Consider the following 16,679-nt stretch of genomic DNA (forward strand, 5'->3'; position numbering starts at 1 on the left):
TCTCCTCTCCTACCGATCGGTAACACAACTCTAGCCCCTGTTACTGACCGGTAACCACAGTGGTGCCCCTGTCGGCTCGGTCACAGGCGTACCTGATGGCGAGGAAGATCGCGAACCCGAAGGGGGAGAGGATGATCGTGAACACCAGCAGGGGGCCCATGAGCAGCGGGTGCAGGCCCAGTCGACGGCCCTCCCGGAACATCCACACCCCGACCAGCAGGTCCCACGCGAGGACCTGGGCCCAGATCGCCGCCGCACCCCACGACGAGCCGGCGAACTCGCGCAGCGAGCCCAGCTCGGGGCTGCTCATCGTGGCCCACAGCTCGGGCAGGTGCCCGGCGACCAGGGCCGTGTAGACCACCAGGGCCGGTACGGCGATCAGCGGCGATGACACGATCCGGTGAGTCCACGACCACTTCGGGGCGAACACCATCAACGCCCAGAACGGCGCGACCAACCAGAACGTGATCCCGAACAGGAACCCGGTCATGCCGGCACCGCCTCGCGCTCGGGCGTGGTCGGCACGGACTGGGCCGGCCGCCGGCGCAGGGCCCACGCCGTCGCGGCGCCCGTCCACACCAGCACGGCCAGCGTGCCCGCCAGCGTCGCCGCGTCCGGCCGCAGCAGCGGCTGACCGCGCAGCGCCTGCCACGTGACGAGGACCATCAACCCCGCGTAGCCGATCGCCGCGGCCCACACGAGGGCCGTGTTCGCGCGCCGGCGGAACAGCAGCACCACCAGCGGCAGCACCTGGAGGGCGTGGATGCCCACGAAGTGCGGCACGCGCAGGTCGCCGCCCGTCGTGCTCCAGCCCGTGGCCGCCATGTACGGGCCGCCGTCGGGCACGCCGACGCTGTGCGCGCCCACCACCCCGGCCGCCGGGTCCTGGCCGGGGGCCGGGCGCGTCATCAGGAAGCCCAGCGCGAGGCCGACCAGCGCCAGGCCCAGGCCGAGGCGGATCGCCAGGCCCGCGACGCGGTCCTCGAAGCGGGTGAGCAGCAGGGCGACCGCGATGACCGCGTGCAGCGCCCAGAGCGTCACGATCGTGCCGGCCATGATCGAGAACAGCGTCGCGTCCAGCGCCGTGGCGACGTTGAAGTGGCTCCGCCTGCCGCGCAGGACCTGTGTGACGATGATCGTCATCTCGACGCCGCCGGCGACGGCGATCGCGGTGCCCGCCCACCACGCGACCCGGCGGAAGCGGGTGACGAAGGTGAGCATCCAGGCCAGCGTCACGCCGTACAGGGCGAGCGAGACGGCGAACTTGAACGGCTTGAACCAGATGGGTGATCCGGTCAGGATGCGGTCGTCCAGGACCAGACCGCCCACCGAGACCAGCGTCAAGGCGGTCATGAGCAGGGAGAACAGCATCAGCGGTGGGTGCGGGCGCAGTAAGCGGGACATGGTCGGCTCCTCATATGGATAGTGGCGCTGTCTGCTATCGGATAGCGGTAGTATCCATACTTGGGGCCGTGTTGGGAAGGGGTGTCGAGACGTGCGCGTCGCCGAGTTGAGCAACCGCAGTGGTGTGCCGGTGCCGACGATCAAGTACTACCTGCGGGAAGGGCTGCTCCCGGCCGGCGAGCTGACCAGCCCGAACCAGGCCCGCTACGCGGAGGAGCACCTGCACCGGCTGCGGCTCGTGCGGGCGCTCGTGGAGGTGGGAGGGCTGTCGATCGCGGCCGTGCGGGACGTGCTGGGCGCGTTGGACGACCCGGAGAAGTCGCTCTACAAGGCCATGGGGACGGTCGAGAAGGCCGTCGGGGGGGTGGAGAGCGAACCGTCGCCCGACGAGGAGGCCCACGCGCGGGTGCGCGAGCTGGTCGAGCGGCGGGGCTGGGAGTGCGACGAGCGTTCGGACGCCTACCAGGCGCTCGTCACCGTGCTCACCAGGGCGCGCGAGGTCGGGCAGGGCGCGTTCGTCGAGCTGTTCGACGACTACGCGCGGGCGGGTGCCGAGCTGGCCGAGCGGGACCTGGACTGGGTCATGGCGGCGACGTCCGTGGACGCCGCCCTGGAGAGGGTGGCCGTGGGCACCGTGCTGGGTGACGCGGCCCTGGCGGCCGTGCGCAGGCTGGCCCGCCGGCACGCCTCCCACCGCCGCGCCGCCACCCCGCCCGACAAGACCTGACCGCAGGACTCACCGGCCGCGAACGCAGGACTCGCGGGTCGTGAGCGCATGACTCACCCGCCGCGAGCGCTGGACTCGCGGGTCGCGAGCGCAGGACTCGCGCGAGTCGTGCGTTCGTGTTGGGCGAGTCCAGCGCTCGTCGCCGGCGAGTCATGCGCTCGCGACCCTTGTGTCCTGCGTTCGCGGCCGGAGTGGGGGTGGGGGTGGGTCAGGTGGTGGGGGGTTGGGTCGCCAGCGCTTCGGCCAGGGCCGTCGCGGTCAGGTCGACCTGCCACGACCGGGCGCCGCCCTCGCGGAGGGTGGCCGCCACGCCGGTGGGGGAGAGGTCGGCCGGCGGCTGCCAGCAGGTGCGGCGCACCAGGTCCGGCAGCAGCAGGTTCTCCACCGGCAGGGTGTTGGCCTCGGCGATGGCGGTGAGCGCGGTGCGCGCGGCGGCGAGCCGGACGGCGGCGGCCGGGTCCTTGTCGGACCAGCGGTTGGCCGGCGGCGGGCCGTCGTGCTGCTGCGAGGGCTCGGGCAGTTCGGCGCGCGGCAGGGCCGCGGCCTTCTGGAGCGCGCCGAGCCACACCGACACCAGGCGCCGCTGCGCCCGACCCCGGAACACGGGGAGCGCGAGCAGCGCGGCCTCGTCGGCCGGACCGCGCACGGAAGCCTCGACGAGCGCGGTGTCGGGCAGCACCCGACCCGGCGCGATGTCGCGTTCCCGGGCCAGCGCGTCACGCGCCTCCCACAGCGCCCGCACCGCGGCGAGCTGCCGCGGGCTGCGGATGCGGTGGATGCCCGAGGTGCGGCGCCACGGCTCCGCGCGCGGACGCGGCAGGGGCGCCGTGCGGGCTGCCTCGAACTCCTCGAGGGCCCACTCCAGCTTCCCCTGCCGCTTCAGTTCCTGTTCGAGCACGTCGCGCAGCTCGACCAGCAGTTCCACGTCGAGCGCCGCGTAGTTGAGCCAGTCCGCGGGAAGGGGCCGGCGCGACCAGTCGGCCGCACCGTGCCCCTTCTCCAGCCGGTAGCCCAACAAGCGCTCGACGAGCGTGCCCAGCGCCACCCGCTCGAAACCGGCCAGCCTGCCCGCCAGCTCGGTGTCGAACAACGTGCTCGGCCGGAGCCCGAGTTCGGCGAGGCACGGCAGGTCTTGCGACGCTGCGTGCAGCACCCACTCGGTTCCGTCCAGCGCCTCGACCAGCGGGTCGAGCCGACCGCCCAGGGCGATCGGGTCGACCAGCACGGTCCCGGCACCTGCCCGGCGCAGTTGCACCAGGTAGGCCCGTTGCGAGTAGCGGTAGCCCGAGGCGCGCTCGGTGTCCACCGCGACCGGACCCGTCGCCCCGGCGAGCGCGTCAGCGGCACGCCGGAGCGACGGAGCGTCGGCGACGACGGGTGGAACCCCGTCAGCGGGTTCCACCAGCGGCACCGGATCAGCTCCGGTTGGTTCGGTTGGCTCGTCGGAGGGTACGTCCACGGCGGATGACCCTACGACGAACGCACCACTCGCGGGTGTGTTCGGTCGGTTCAGTGTGGCAACCGCCCTCAGCGGATCACGCCGGCACGCATGGCCAGCGCGACCATCTGAGCCCGATCCCCGGTGCCCAGCTTGCGCCCGATCCGCGACAGGTGGGACTTCACCGTCAGCGCGGAAAGGCTGAGCGCTTCGCCGATCTCCTTGTTGCTCTGGCCATCGGCGACCAGCTGGAGGACCTCGACCTCACGCGCGGAGAGCTCCCGCGGCGTGTTGTCGGTGCCCGGCACCCTCGTGCCCGCGGCGAGCACGGGCGCGACGCTCGGGTCTGCGTAGACGCCGCCGTCGAGGACCCTGCGCACCCCGTCGGTGACCACCATCGGCGAGGCGGACTTCAGGAGGTACGCCTGGGCGCCCGCCTGGAAGGCCGACCTGACCGCGTAGGGGTCGTCGGAGGACGCGAGGACCACGATGCGGGGCCAGCCCTGGGCACGGAGTTCCGTGACCAGGTCGATGCCGGTACCGTCCGGCAGACCCAGATCGAGGATCGCGAGGTCGCACGGTCCGGTCGCGAGTGCCCGCGCCCGAGCCTCCGCAACCGATGCCGCTTCATGCACTGTCCCGGCTCCCATCTGGGTGAGCCGAGCCGATATCGCCTCCCTCAGCAGTGGGTGGTCGTCGACCACCAGCACTGAAAAAAGCTCCTCCCGCGGGTGCGGGACCATGTTCGCCGGCAACGAGCCGGCTGGCGTGGTACGAACGGCCTGACCTAAGCCGACGGCAGCCACGTCACTACCTCCCTGGAGTCGGTCGTGCCCCCCGACCGGCACCGGGACTTTCGTCCAATCAGCCGCGCCACTGATCGACCGAAAGTGGTGTCGTCTGGGGCAGCGTAGCCGCCCAAGCGGGTCTACGGGACGATCAATCGGGTATCTATCGCGAACGAGTTGTCACTGATGGCCCCCGTTGTCACACGATCGGTGGACAACTGCGGAGGTCGTGTAACGCGAACCGTTCTCACGACGACATCTAGGAGTTGCCCGTGTCGAGCACCACGAGTCGGGGTCGGGCCGAGGAACTGCTGGCCCGCGTGCCACTGGTCGACGGCCACAACGACCTGCCGTGGGCCCTGCGCGATCTGGCCGACGGCGGGCAATTCGGTGAAAAGTCAACGGCGGGTCACCCCGCGGACAGCGTCGCGGTCGTCGACCTGACGACGCGCCAGCCCGCCCTCCAGACCGACCTGGTCCGCGCCCGCGAGGGCCGGTTGGGCGTGCAGTTCTGGTCCGTCTGGGTCCCGTGCCGGCTGGCGGGTGACGCAGCGGTGACCACCGTCCTGGAGCAGGTGGAGCTGGTCCACGAGCTGGCGGCCCGCTACCCCCGGCACCTGAGGATCGCCCGGACGGCCGACGAGGCCGAACGGGCGTTCGAGGACGGGCGGTTGGCCTCGCTGATCGGCGCGGAGGGCGGGCACTCCATCGGCGGGTCGCTGGGCGTCCTGCGGGCCCTGCGGCGGCTCGGCGTGCGCTACATGACCCTCACCCACAACGAGAACACGCCGTGGGCCGACTCGGCCACCGACGAGGCCGTGCACGGCGGGCTGACGGAGTTCGGGCGCGAGGTCGTGCGCGAGATGAACCGCATCGGCATGCTCGTCGACCTGTCGCACGTCGCCGCCACCACCATGCGCGACGCGCTGGACGTCACCACCAAACCGGTCCTGTTCAGCCACTCGTCGTGCCGCGCGGTCGCCGACCACCCGCGCAACGTGCCCGACGACGTGCTCGAACGCCTCGCCGGCAACGGCGGGGTGTGCATGGTGACGTTCGTGCCGCACTTCGTGTCGCAGCCCTACGTCGAGTGGGACGAGCGACTCAAGGAGGCCATGACGGCCGCCGGCGAGAACCACAACGACCTCGACGCCCGCCACCGCTTCGTCGACACGTGGCCCGAGCCGACGCCGCGCGTGACGATGGACGACGTGCTGGCGCACCTGGACCACGCCCGCGAGGTCGCCGGCGTCGACCACATCGGGTTGGGCGGCGACTACGACGGCACGCGGCACCTGCCGGAGGGCATGGAGGACGTCTCCTGCTACCCGGACCTGTTCGCCGCCCTGCTCGACCGCGGGTGGAGCGAGGACGACTGCGCCAAGCTCGCCGGCCGCAACGCCCTGCGCGTGCTCCGCGACAACGACTGACCGAGAGTCGTACGCCCAGGCCCCGAGAGTCGTACCCCCGGGTCGCGAGAGTCGTACGTCCGGGACCCCTGAGTTCTTCGTTCGCGGATGAAGAACTCACCGGGCCTGAGCGTACGACTCTCGGGACCCGGGCGTTGGACTCTCGGGGCCTGGGCGTTGGACTCTCGCGGTCAGCGGAGGGTGGTCACGCCTACGGGGGGGAGGCCCACGGCGGTGGCCATCAGGTCGTAGAACGCGGTGCCGTGGGCGGAGAGGTCGGCGTCGCGGGCCGTCCAGGAGGCGCGCAGCTCCAGGTCGTCGGTGCGGGCCGGGCCGGCGATGTCGCCGAAGCGGGCCGACGACGTCTGGGTCACGGTGCCGCCCAGCGCCAGGTAGGGGGCGCCGGCGACGTCGAGGGCCTCGGCGAGCCACGACCAGCCGACCTCGGGCAGCAGGGGGTCCGCCGCCAGCTCCGCGTCCAGCTCGACGCGCACGTAGGCGACCAGGCGGAACACGCCCGACCAGGCGTCGACGCCGTCGGGGTCGTGCAGCAGCACCAGGCGGCCGGTGGACAGCTCGTCGGCGGGCCCGGTCACCTCCGCGGTCAACGCGAAGGCCCAAGGCGCGAGCCGCTGCGGCGGCCGCACCTCGGTCAACTCCAGCTCCGGCCGGGTGCGCACCGACCGCAGCGTCGCCACCGCCCGCTGGAAGAGTTCGGGCTCCGTCACACCTCGGACCTTAGGCCCACGAACGCCCGGGAGCGCGTGCGGCACGCCGGACCCGCCGGCGCCGGCCGACCGACCGCCGCCGACCACCACGTGGGACGATGGAGCGCGAGATGAACGACATCACCGAAGCCCCGCTGCTCGTCGCCGCACGCGGCGGCCGGCCGTCCCGCACGCCGGTCTGGTTCATGCGCCAGGCGGGCCGCTCGCTGCCCGAGTACCGCAAGCTGCGCGAAGGCACCGCGATGCTGGACGCGTGCCTGGACCCGGAGATGGTCTGCGAGATCACGCTCCAGCCGGTCCGGCGCCACGACGTCGACGGCGCGATCCTGTTCTCCGACATCGTCGTGCCGCTCAAGGCCGCGGGCATCGACCTGGACATCGTGCCGGGCACCGGTCCGGTCGTCGCGAAGCCGGTCCGGACCAGGCAGGACGTGGACGCGCTCCCCGAGCTGCACGAGGAGCAGGTGCGCCCGGTGGCGCAGGCCGTCGGGCTGCTCAACGACGCCCTGGGCGACGTCCCGCTGATCGGGTTCGCGGGCGCGCCGTTCACGCTCGCCTCCTACCTGGTCGAGGGCGGCCCCAGCAAGAACCACGAGCGCACCAAGGCGCTCATGCACGGCGACCCCGACCTGTGGCACGCCCTGCTGGACAAGCTCGTGGGCATCACGGCCGAGTTCCTGCGCGTGCAGGTGGCGGCCGGCGTGAAGGCCGTGCAGCTGTTCGACTCGTGGGCGGGCGCGCTGTCCGAGCGGGACTACCGCGAGTTCGTGCTGCCCCACTCGACGCGGGTCCTGGGCGGCGTCACGTCGGTGCCGCGCATCCACTTCGGCGTCGGCACCTCCGAGCTGCTGCCCGCCATGCGCGAGGCCGGTGCGGACGTGGTGGGCGTCGACTGGCGCACCCCGCTGGACGTGGCCGTGCGCCGGCTCGAACGGGCCGCCCCGCACCTGCCCAAGCCGGTCGTGCAGGGCAACCTGGACCCGGCGCTGCTGTTCGCCGGCCTGCCCGCCCTGGAGCGCGAGGTCGAGCGGGTCAAGCGGGAGGGCGAGGCCGCCGCCGGGCACATCTTCAACCTGGGCCACGGCGTGCTGCCCGACACCGACCCGGACGTCATCACCCGGGCCGTCGAGATGGTGCACCGCGAGCGATGAGGGCACGCGGGTGAGGGCGCCGCGGGTGGCGGTGGTCGGCGGCGGGATCTCCGGCCTGGCCGCCGCGCACCGCCTGCGCCACCTGCTCGGCCCGACCGCCGAGATCACCGTCGTCGAGCAGGCGGACCGGCTGGGCGGCAAGCTGCGCACCGCCGAGGTCGCCGGCCGCGCCTACGACGTGGGCGCGGAGGCGTTCCTGCACCGCCGGCCCGAGGCGACCGGGCTGGTCGCCGAGCTGGGGCTCGCCGACCGGCTCGTGCACCCCACGGGCGCGCCCTCGGCCATCCACGCCGCCGGCCGCACCCGCCCGATCCCCGCGCGCACCCTGATGGGTGTCCCCGCGTCGGTGGAGGCGGTGCGGGAGGTGCTGTCCGAGGAGGGCGTGCGCCGGGTCGCCGCCGAACCGGACCTGCCGCCGGTCCGCCTCGACGGCGCGGACGTCGCGGTGGGCGCGCTGCTGGCCGAGCGGTTCGGCCCCGAGGTGGGCGACCGCCTGGTCGGGCCGCTGCTGGGCGGGGTGTACGCGGGCCGCGCCGACTCGCTGGGGCTGCGCGCGACCATGCCGCAGCTGGCCACCGCGCTCGACTCGGGCATCGGCTCGCTGCTGGCCGCCGCCGCGACGACGATGCCCGCCCCGCCACTGCCGGGTGTCCCCCGACCGCCGGTCTTCGGCACGCTCGGCGACGGCCTGGCGAGCCTGGTGCACCGCCTGGCCGAGGTGGCGGGCGTCCGCACGAGGCTCGGCCTGCCCGTCCGCGCGCTGCTGCGCCGCGAGCACGGCTGGCGCCTGGAGATCGGCACGCCCGCCGCGCCCGCGGTGCTCGACGTGGACGGCGTGGTGCTCGCCGTGCCCGCCCCCTCGGCCCGCAAGCTGCTCGCCGACGTCGTGCCCGCCGCGTCGCGCCGCTACGCCGAGGTGGAACTGGCGTCGATGGCCGTGGTGGCGCTGGCGCTGCCGCCGGGCACGGTGCTGCCCGAGCGGTCCGGCGTGCTGCTGGCCGAGGGCGAGCGCGGCCCGGACGGCGTCCCGTACGCGGCGAAGGCGTTCACCTTCTCCAGCCGCAAGTGGGCGCACCTGGCCGGCGAGCCGGTGCTCGTGCGCGGCAGCGTCGGCCGGCACGGCGAGGAGCACCTGCTCCGGCGCGACGACGAGGACCTGGTCGCCGCGGTCCGGCACGACCTGGCCCGGTTGACCGGCGTCACGGCCGAGCCCGTCGACACCCTCGTCACCCGGTGGGGTGGTGGTCTGCCGCAGTACGGCGTGGGCCACCTCGACCTGGTGCGGGACGTCGAGGACGCCGTGGCGGGGGTGCCCGGCCTGGCCGTGGCCGGTGCCGCGCTGCACGGCGTGGGCATCCCGGCGTGCGTCGCCACCGCCGGCGCCGCGGCGGCCCGTGTCGCCGCTCACGTGCTCGGCCGGGTTCGCTGACCACCCGCAGTGAGAGGATTGACGGCATGTCCCGCTTGAACTACGCCGAGCTCAACGACACCATCCGCTACACCATGTGGTCGGTCTTCCGGGTGGAGCCCGGTCGCCTGCCCGACGACCGCGGTCCGGCCGCGGCGGAGGCCCAGGAGTACCTGGACGGCCTGGAGGCCAAGGGCGTCGTGGTGCGCGGTGTGTACGACGTGGCCGGTCTGCGCGCGGACGCCGACTACCTGATCTGGTGGCACGCCGAGGAGATCGAGCAGGTCCAGCAGGCGTACACCGGGTTCCGCCGCACCGCGGTGGGCCGCGTCTCGACGCCGGTGTGGAGCCAGGTGGCGCTGCACCGGCCCGCCGAGTTCAACCGCAGCCACATCCCGGCGTTCCTGGCCGGCGAGGACCCCCGCAAGTACGTCTGCGTGTACCCGTTCGTGCGGTCCTACGAGTGGTACCTGCTGCCCGACGAGGACCGGCGCCGCATGCTCGCCGACCACGGCAAGGAGGCCCGGGACTACCCGGACGTGCGGGCGAACACGGTCGCGTCGTTCGCGCTGGGCGACTACGAGTGGATCCTGGCGTTCGAGGCGGACGAGCTGCACCGCATCGTGGACCTGATGCGGCACCTGCGCGGCACCGAGGCACGCCGCCACGTGCGCGAGGAGGTGCCGTTCTACACCGGTACCCGGGTGCCGGCGGCGGAGCTGGTCGCGAACCTGCCGTGACGGGCGGGGGAGGGGCGGCCGTGCGCGACGCCCCTCCCCGTGCTCAGCCGGTGACCCGGTAGGCACGCAGCACGGTCTGCTCGAACCCGTTGCCCCTGCTGTCGGAGCCCTTGGCGCGCAGCGACGCGAACCCCGCCGCGCCGGGGTTGCGCACGAACGCGGCGTTCCCGACGACGGGGACCGCCGCCCACGACTTCCCGTCGTCGAACGACACCTCGACCCCGACCCGGCGGACGCGGCCGTTGTCGGCCCCCCGCTGCTGCTCGACGGTCAGCGGGACGCGCAGCACCCGCCCGGCGGGCGTGCCGCCGGTGGCGTCCAGCGCCGGCGTGAACCGCACCACCGACAGCGGCAGCGGTCGCGCCCGCTCGCCCGGCACGGTGCCCGAGCGGAACGTCCACCGGCCGGCGACCGACGTGCTGGACCCCGAGACGCCCGGCGCGCGGGTGGCGTCGACCTCGACCCGGTAGTCCGCCCGGCCCGCCGGCACGGTGAACCGGGCGTCGGGCCGGGCGACCGAGCCGACCTCGACGCCGTCGCGGAACAGCGCGGTCCGCGCGGAGGCGAGGAGGGAGCCGCCGAGGTTGCCGGCGCCGTCGTCGAACAGCGGCACGTCGAACCGGACCTCGTCGCCGAGGCGGCTGAGGTGGGGGTAGCCGGTGTCGGGCGCGCCGGGGCCGAACACGGGGAACAGGAACCGCTCCCGGTGGGTGCGGCCCGGCCGGTAGGTCTTGGCGGCGGGGGACCGGTGGTCGGCCTCGACGTCGAACCCGCCCCCGTCCTGGAGCACCAGCCACGTCCAGTCGAAGTCGCGGGTGGTGACGTGGTCGACCACCTCGCCGCCGGGCCGCACCGGCATCAGGGCGGCCCAGCCGCCGCCGCTGTCGTCGTTGAGCCCGATGCCGCCGTGCAGCACGCGCTTGCCCTCGGGCACGGGCCCGAACGAGGTGCGCACCTCGGCCAGCTCGCGCCCGGCGGGGGAGCGGACGAATCCGGTGGGCACCTTCCCGTGCTCGATCCAGGCGAACCGGTAGTGCACCGGCGTGGCGCCGACCGGGGTGCCCCGGTACTGCGCGCCGATCGTCGTGTTCAGCTGGTCGGCGGGCAGCCCGGGACCGGTGTGGGCGAGGGTGAGCGAGTCCGGGAAGCCGCCCGTGAACGCCGAGCCGACGCTGATCCTGCGGTCGCCGAGGCTGCGGGTGACGCCGATGTCGGCGATGGCCGGGGTGGCGCCGGGGTCGGGCGTGGTGATCCTGACGGGTCTCGCGTCGCGCGCGTCGAACACCAGGGTCTCCGCCCGGGTGACGGACAGGGCCGGGCGCGGCATCAGCGCGTACGCCGGGTCGTCGGCGTCGCCGCTGACCACGGTGGCCTGCACGGTGTACTCGCCCCGGGGCAGGCGGGTGGTGACGGTGCCGCTGTCGCCGTCCAGGAACGTGAACACGTCGTTGTCGAGGCCGATGACGACGCCGGAGTGGGCGAACGGCGTGCCGCCCGCCGCGTCGAGGAACGTCGCGGTGACGTCGTGGCTCTCGGCTTCGAGGTCGACGCCGACCGGCACCCGCGTCGCGTCGCCGACGACGACCGCGCCCGAGTGCGCGCCGTCGAGCGCGCCCGCGCGGGTGTCGGCGGTGACGGTGACGGTGGCCTCGCCGCCCGCGGGGACGGTGACGTCGGCGGGTGCGGCGGTGAACAGGCCGGCCGGTGCGGGCGCGCCGTCGGGGCCGGTGGCCCGGACGGTGACGGGCGCGGTGACCGCCTCGTCGCCGCTGTTGCGCAGCGTCAGCCGCCGGGTGACGGGGGTGTCGTCGTCGTGCGGCCACGCCTGGGAGCCGAACGCCAGCGACGGCGGGTCGGCGGTGATCGTCGCGCCGATGGCCCGGGTCAGGTCGACGCGGCCGGCGCCCTGGTCGAAGGCGGTGAGCGCCGGGTTGGGCTTCGCGGTCGCCATGAGCGCGGCTTTGATGCGTTCGCCGTCCCAGTCGGGGTGTTGCTGGGCGATCAGCGCCGCCGCGCCGGCGACGTGCGGGGTGGCCATGGACGTGCCGGACAGGGCGACGTGGCCGTCGCCGACCGGGGTGCCGATGGTGCCCCGCGCGGCCTTGGCCGCGACGATGTCCACGCCGGGCGCGGTGATGTCGGGCTTGACGCCGCCGTCGCCGACCCGCGGGCCCCGGCTGGAGAACGGCGCGATGCCGTCGTCGCGGTCGACCGCCCCCACGGTGAGGGCGGCGTCCGCGCTGCCGGGCGAGCCGATCGTGCCCGGCCCGCCGGAGTTGCCGGCGGCGACCACGAAGAGGGTGCCGCTGCTCGCGGACAGCGCGTCGACGGCCTCCTCCAACGGGTCGGGCCCGGGGGTGTCGGTGCCGCCGAGGCTGAGGTTGACGACGTCGGCGCCCTGGTCGACGGCCCACTGCAGGCCGGCGAGTATCCAGGACTCGGCGCAGCCGCCCCGCGAGCACACCTTGCCGTCGAGGACCCGCGCGTCCGGCGCGACGCCCCGGTACCCGGTGCCGGAACCGGCGACGGTGGCGGCGACGTGCGTGCCGTGGCCGTCGAGGTCGGTGGCGTCGGGGTCGGTGGTGAAGTTCCGCTCGGCGACCTCGCTGCCGGCCAGGTCGGGGTGGTCGCCGTCGACGCCGCCGTCGAGCACGGCGACCTCGACGCCCGCGCCGGTGTACCCGGCGGCCCACGCGGTGGGCGCGCCGACCTGCGCGGTGGAGCGGTCGAGGTCCCGGGTGCGCAGGCCGTCGAGCCAGACCGCGCGCACGGTCGGGTCGTCGACGAGGGCCCGGTGGGCGGTGGCGGCCTCGGCCTTGACGGCGTGGGCGGCGACCGCGCCGGCGGCGGGCAGGTCGAGGGTCACCCGGACGCCGGCCGCGGCGAGCGGTCGTGCGCCGCCCGTGCGGGTGACGACGAGGGGCAGGGTGTCGCGCCGGGCGTCGTCGTAGCCGGCGTCGCGCAGGCCGGTGACGTCGAACAGGCGCGGGTCGAGCCGGCCCGAGGCCAGGGCGCGCTGGGCGTCGGCGGGCACGACGTGCAGGTGCCCGTCGCGTTCGAAGGTGGTGAACGCGGTGCCCGCGCGGCCGGGTCCGGCCTCGACCGCGCGGCTGCCGTCGCCGTTCACCACGACCCGGTCGCCGGTGAGGAGCGTGACGGCGAACGCGGTGTCCCGCCGGTCGCGCGCCGGCTGCTGCGGCTGGGTCGGCTGCTGGGCCTGCTCTCGGCCCGGCTGCCGCGGTGGCGCCGCGCCGGCCGCCCCCGCGGCCGGGACCGCGACGAGCCCGGCGGCCAGGACCGCGACGGCCCCCCGGGCCATGCCCCGCGTACGTGTTCTCGGCACGGATACCTCCCTGTCCGGTCGTGCGCGTCGTGGGACGCGCAGCCGGAAGGCGGCGTTGACCTGCGGCCGTGGCGTGAACCGGAAGTGACGAAGCCCCCCAACCCACTCGACGCTATCCACCCGTCAGGGTGAGGTCAGCATCTCTTCGAGGGGTGTTCGTCCCCTCAACGAGTCCTTCTGGTGGTTACTTACCGTTTGTCGTTGGTACGGAAGAGGCACCCACCGCCGGGTGGGTGCCTCTCCGCCCGGTGTGCGCCTAGGAGATCTTGTAGGCGCGGACGAGGGTGTGCTCGAACCCGTTGCCCGCCCGGTCCGCGCCGCGGACGCGCAGCGAGGCGAAGCCGGCCGCGCCGGGGTTGCGCACGAGCGCCGTGCGGCCCGCGACGGGCACCTTCGACCACGACCCGCCGTCGTCGAACGACACCTCGACGGTCAGCCGGCCCACCCCGGCCGCGGCCTGCTGCTCGACCACGAGCGGCACCCGCAGCAGGCGACCGCGCGGCGCGGAGCCGGTGGCGTCGTCGAGGTTGGGGGCGAACCGCACGACGGTCAGCGGCAGCGCCTCCGGCTCGTCGCCGGGCACGGTGCCGGAGCGGAACGTCCACGACGAGCGCAGCGACGTGGTGAACTCCGAGACGCCCGGCGCGCGCTCGGCCTCGGTGTCGACGCGGTACCGGGCGGTGCCCGGCGGCACGGTGAACAACCCGCCGCCCGCGTACGGCACCTCGCCGACGAGCACCCCGTCGCGGTGCAGGGTGGTGCGGGCCGAGGCGGTGAGCGCGTCGCCGCTGTGCCCCTCGCCGTCGCCGAACACCGGCACCGAGAAGCCGATCTCGTCGCCGAGGCGGGACAGGTGCCCCCCGTCCGGCGACGGCAGCGCGGGCCCGAACACCGCGTGGTTGAACCGCTCGCGGTGCACGCGGCCGGCGCGCAGCTCCAGCGGCTCCGAGTACTGCACGGCCACGCCCGCCCCGTCGCGCACCTCGTAGGGCGTGAACACCCAGCGCAGGCCGTCGCCGGTGGTGGTGTAGTCGATCGACCGGGTGTCGACGTCGGCGTCCCACAGGAGGCCGCCGATGCCCTCGGGGAGCGTCGGGACCGCCCCGAACACCAGGTCCGCGCCCGCCGGCACGGGCCCGAACGAGGTGCGCACCTCGGCCAGCTCGCGCCGGGCGGGGGAGCGGACGAGGCCGGTGGGCGCCTTGCCGCGCTCGCGCCAGGAGAACCGGTAGTTCACCGGTGTCCCGCCGACGGGCGTGCCGCTCGCCTGCTCCCCGACGAGCACGTCCACCTCGTCGGCGGGCAGCTCCGGGCCGAGGTGCCCGATGGCGGTGTCGCCGAACCCGCCCGGGAAGGCGGTGCCGACGCCGTTGAGGACGCCGCCGTACCGGCGGACGACGAGCAGGTCGCCGACCCGCGGCGTCGCACCGGCGTCGGGGTAGCCGACCCGGACGGGCCGCGCGACCCGCGCGTCGGCGGTGACGGTGGTGTCGGCGGTGACGCCGAGGGACGGTTGCGGCAGCACGGCCCGCCGGGTGCCGGTCAGCACGTCGGTGACCACCAGGTACTCGCCCTTGGGCAGCCGCACGGACCGCCCGCCCGGCTGGCCGCCGATGATCGTGACGACGTCGAGGTCCAGGCCGATGACGAACGCGGCGTAGTCGGCGGCGGGCGCGCCGTCGGCGTCGACCACGTCGAACCGGACCTCGTAGCTCTCCACCTCGCGGTCCACGCCGAGCGGCACGCGCAGCTCCGCGCCGCCGCCGCGCGCGACGAGCGTGCCGCTGTAGGCGCCGTCGGCGGTGGCGACCCGCGTGTCGGCGGTGACGGTGACGGTGGCCTCGCCGCCCGCGGGCACGGTGATGTTCGCCGGCGTGGCGGTGAACAGCGCCGCGGGCGCGGAGCCGTCCGGGTCGACGGCCAGGTCGAGGGTGACCGGCGCGGCGCCCGGGTTGCGCACCGACACCTCGCGGGTGACGGGGGTGTCGTCGTCGTGCGGCCACGCCTGGGAGCCGAACGCCAGCGACGGCGGGTCGGCGGTGATCGTCGCGCCGATGGCCCGGGTCAGGTCGACGCGGCCCGCGCCCTGGTCGAACGCGGTGAGCGCCGGGTTGGGCTTGGCGGTCGCCATGAGCGCGGCCTTGATGCGCTCGCCGTCCCAGTCGGGGTGCTGCTGGGCGATCAGCGCCGCCGCGCCGGCGACGTGCGGGCTGGACATGGACGTGCCGGACGCGGCGAAGTGGTCGCCGCCGCTGTTCGCCTCGGCGGCCACGATGCCCACGCCGGGCGCGGTGACGTCCGGTTTGGGCGCGCCGTCGCCGACCCGCGGGCCCCGGCTGGAGAACGGCGCGATGGTGTCGTCGCGGTCGACCGCACCCACGGTGAGGGCGGCGTCCGCGCTGCCCGGCGAGCCGATCGTGCCGGGCCGGCCGGAGTTGCCCGCCGAGATGACGAAGAGGGCGCCGCTGCTCGCGGACAGCGCGTCGACGGCCTCCTCCAACGGGTCCAGGCCGGGGGAGTCCGTGCCGCCGAGGCTCATGTTGACCACGTCGGCGCCCTGCTCGACCGCCCACGCCATGCCCTCGGCGATCCACGACTCCCGGCAGTCCGACACCGAGCACACCTTGGCGTCGATGATCCCCGCGTCGGGGGCGACGCCCCGGTACGGCGCGCGACCGCTCGCGATGGTCGAGGCGACGTGCGTGCCGTGGCCCACGAGGTCGGTCACGTCGGGGTCCTCGGTGAAGTTCCGCTCGGCGACCTGCTTCCCCGCCAGGTCCGGGTGGTCCTGGTCGACGCCGCTGTCCACCACGGCGACCCTGGTGCCCGCGCCGGTGTACCCGGCGGCCCACGCGGTGGGCGCGCCGACCTGCGCGGTGGAGCGGTCCAGCGACGTCCGCCGCTTGCCGTCCAGCCACACCTTGACGACGCCGGGGTCGGCGAGCAGCGCGGGCAGCGCGGCCGCGGACTTGGGCGCCTCGGCGGCCACCGCGCCCAGCGCGGCCAGCGGGCGGGTGACCCGCGCGCCGGGCGCGGAGGACCCGGTGACGATCAGCGGCACGGTGTCGCGCCGCGCGTCGTCGTAGCCCGCCGCCACGAGGCCGGTCACGTCGAACAGGCGCGGGTCGAGCCGGTCCGCGGCGAGCGGCGCGGCGGCGTCGCGCGGCACCACGTGCAGGTGCCCGTCGCGCCGGAACCGGTGGAACGACAGGTGTTCCCGGCCCGGGCCGGGGGTCACCGACAGGACCCGGTCGCCCGCGACGACGACCCGGTCGCCGGTGACGAGGGTGACGGCGTGCGTGCGGTGGTCCGACGGGGCGTCCCCCGCGAGCGGTGGCGGTAACGGCGGCGGCGCGGCGGTGGCGGTCGACGCGCCCCCCGCCACGAGCGCCACGACGGCCAGTGCGGCCCCCCAGCGCGTGCGTGCTCCGGACATCAACACAGATACCTCCCTGATCTGGTTGCGTGGGTCCGACGCTAACCAGGTGGGAGGACCGGTTCAGCCGCTGGAACGCGGCGGGGCCCGCCGCCGTGCGGCCCAGC

The 16,679-nt window shown here is 74.9% G+C and carries 12 protein-coding genes; 5 read left to right on the forward strand and 7 right to left on the reverse strand.

Annotated elements, in window-relative coordinates; translation table 11 throughout:
• Nucleotides 1-40: 40 nt before the first annotated feature.
• On the reverse strand, nucleotides 41-490 hold the full coding sequence (locus tag ACR807_RS11680; protein WP_438921278.1) for an ABA4-like family protein: 450 nt from the start codon (nucleotides 488-490) through the stop codon (nucleotides 41-43).
• On the reverse strand, nucleotides 487-1,404 hold the full coding sequence (locus ACR807_RS11685) for a hypothetical protein (RefSeq protein ID WP_438921279.1): 918 nt from the start codon (nucleotides 1,402-1,404) through the stop codon (nucleotides 487-489). The genes ACR807_RS11680 and ACR807_RS11685 overlap by 4 nt, the downstream gene beginning before the upstream one ends.
• Nucleotides 1,405-1,495: 91 nt before the next feature.
• Between ACR807_RS11685 and ACR807_RS11690 the strand changes: the two genes are divergently transcribed.
• A complete protein-coding gene (locus tag ACR807_RS11690; protein WP_438921280.1) occupies nucleotides 1,496-2,131 on the forward strand; it encodes a MerR family transcriptional regulator in 636 nt (211 codons plus the stop codon).
• 208 nt (nucleotides 2,132-2,339) lie between these two features.
• On the opposite strand, the gene ACR807_RS11695 is transcribed toward ACR807_RS11690, so the two are convergent.
• The gene (locus tag ACR807_RS11695; protein WP_438921281.1) at nucleotides 2,340-3,590 is read right to left on the reverse strand and encodes an HRDC domain-containing protein; all 1,251 of its coding nucleotides are present in this window, start codon (nucleotides 3,588-3,590) and stop codon (nucleotides 2,340-2,342) included.
• A gap of 68 nt (nucleotides 3,591-3,658) precedes the next feature.
• Nucleotides 3,659-4,375, reverse strand: coding sequence for a response regulator (locus ACR807_RS11700; RefSeq protein WP_015099292.1), 717 nt, complete (start codon nucleotides 4,373-4,375; stop codon nucleotides 3,659-3,661).
• Between the two features lie 254 nt (nucleotides 4,376-4,629).
• On the opposite strand from ACR807_RS11700, the gene ACR807_RS11705 reads away from it, so the two are divergent.
• Complete coding sequence (locus tag ACR807_RS11705) at nucleotides 4,630-5,787, forward strand: dipeptidase (RefSeq protein ID WP_438921282.1); 1,158 nt, start codon at nucleotides 4,630-4,632, stop codon at nucleotides 5,785-5,787.
• Between the two features lie 170 nt (nucleotides 5,788-5,957).
• Here ACR807_RS11705 and ACR807_RS11710 read toward each other — a convergent pair whose 3' ends face one another.
• Complete coding sequence (locus ACR807_RS11710; protein ID WP_438921283.1) at nucleotides 5,958-6,494, reverse strand: DUF3000 domain-containing protein; 537 nt, start codon at nucleotides 6,492-6,494, stop codon at nucleotides 5,958-5,960.
• 98 nt (nucleotides 6,495-6,592) lie between these two features.
• On the opposite strand from ACR807_RS11710, the gene hemE reads away from it, so the two are divergent.
• Genes hemE through hemQ form a run of 3 tightly spaced genes read left to right on the forward strand, consistent with a single transcriptional unit; the run spans nucleotide 6,593 to nucleotide 9,793 of the window.
• Nucleotides 6,593-7,645, forward strand: coding sequence for a uroporphyrinogen decarboxylase (gene hemE, locus ACR807_RS11715; RefSeq protein WP_438921284.1), 1,053 nt, complete (start codon nucleotides 6,593-6,595; stop codon nucleotides 7,643-7,645).
• Nucleotides 7,646-7,655: 10 nt separating this feature from the next.
• Nucleotides 7,656-9,074, forward strand: coding sequence for a protoporphyrinogen oxidase (gene hemG / locus ACR807_RS11720; RefSeq protein ID WP_438921285.1), 1,419 nt, complete (start codon nucleotides 7,656-7,658; stop codon nucleotides 9,072-9,074).
• Between the two features lie 26 nt (nucleotides 9,075-9,100).
• Nucleotides 9,101-9,793: a hydrogen peroxide-dependent heme synthase gene (gene hemQ, locus ACR807_RS11725; protein ID WP_438921286.1), complete on the forward strand. Its 693-nt coding sequence runs from the start codon at nucleotides 9,101-9,103 to the stop codon at nucleotides 9,791-9,793.
• A 43-nt stretch (nucleotides 9,794-9,836) separates the two neighbouring features.
• Here hemQ and ACR807_RS11730 read toward each other — a convergent pair whose 3' ends face one another.
• On the reverse strand, nucleotides 9,837-13,136 hold the full coding sequence (locus tag ACR807_RS11730; RefSeq protein WP_438921287.1) for a S8 family serine peptidase: 3,300 nt from the start codon (nucleotides 13,134-13,136) through the stop codon (nucleotides 9,837-9,839).
• 256 nt (nucleotides 13,137-13,392) lie between these two features.
• Nucleotides 13,393-16,572 (reverse strand): S8 family serine peptidase, encoded by a 3,180-nt coding sequence (locus ACR807_RS11735; RefSeq protein WP_438921288.1) that lies wholly within the window; start codon nucleotides 16,570-16,572, stop codon nucleotides 13,393-13,395.
• Nucleotides 16,573-16,679: the final 107 nt, after the last annotated feature.

Source organism: Saccharothrix sabaoui, assembly GCF_051756985.1.
In the GTDB taxonomy this organism is placed as follows: Bacteria; Actinomycetota; Actinomycetes; order Mycobacteriales; family Pseudonocardiaceae; genus Actinosynnema.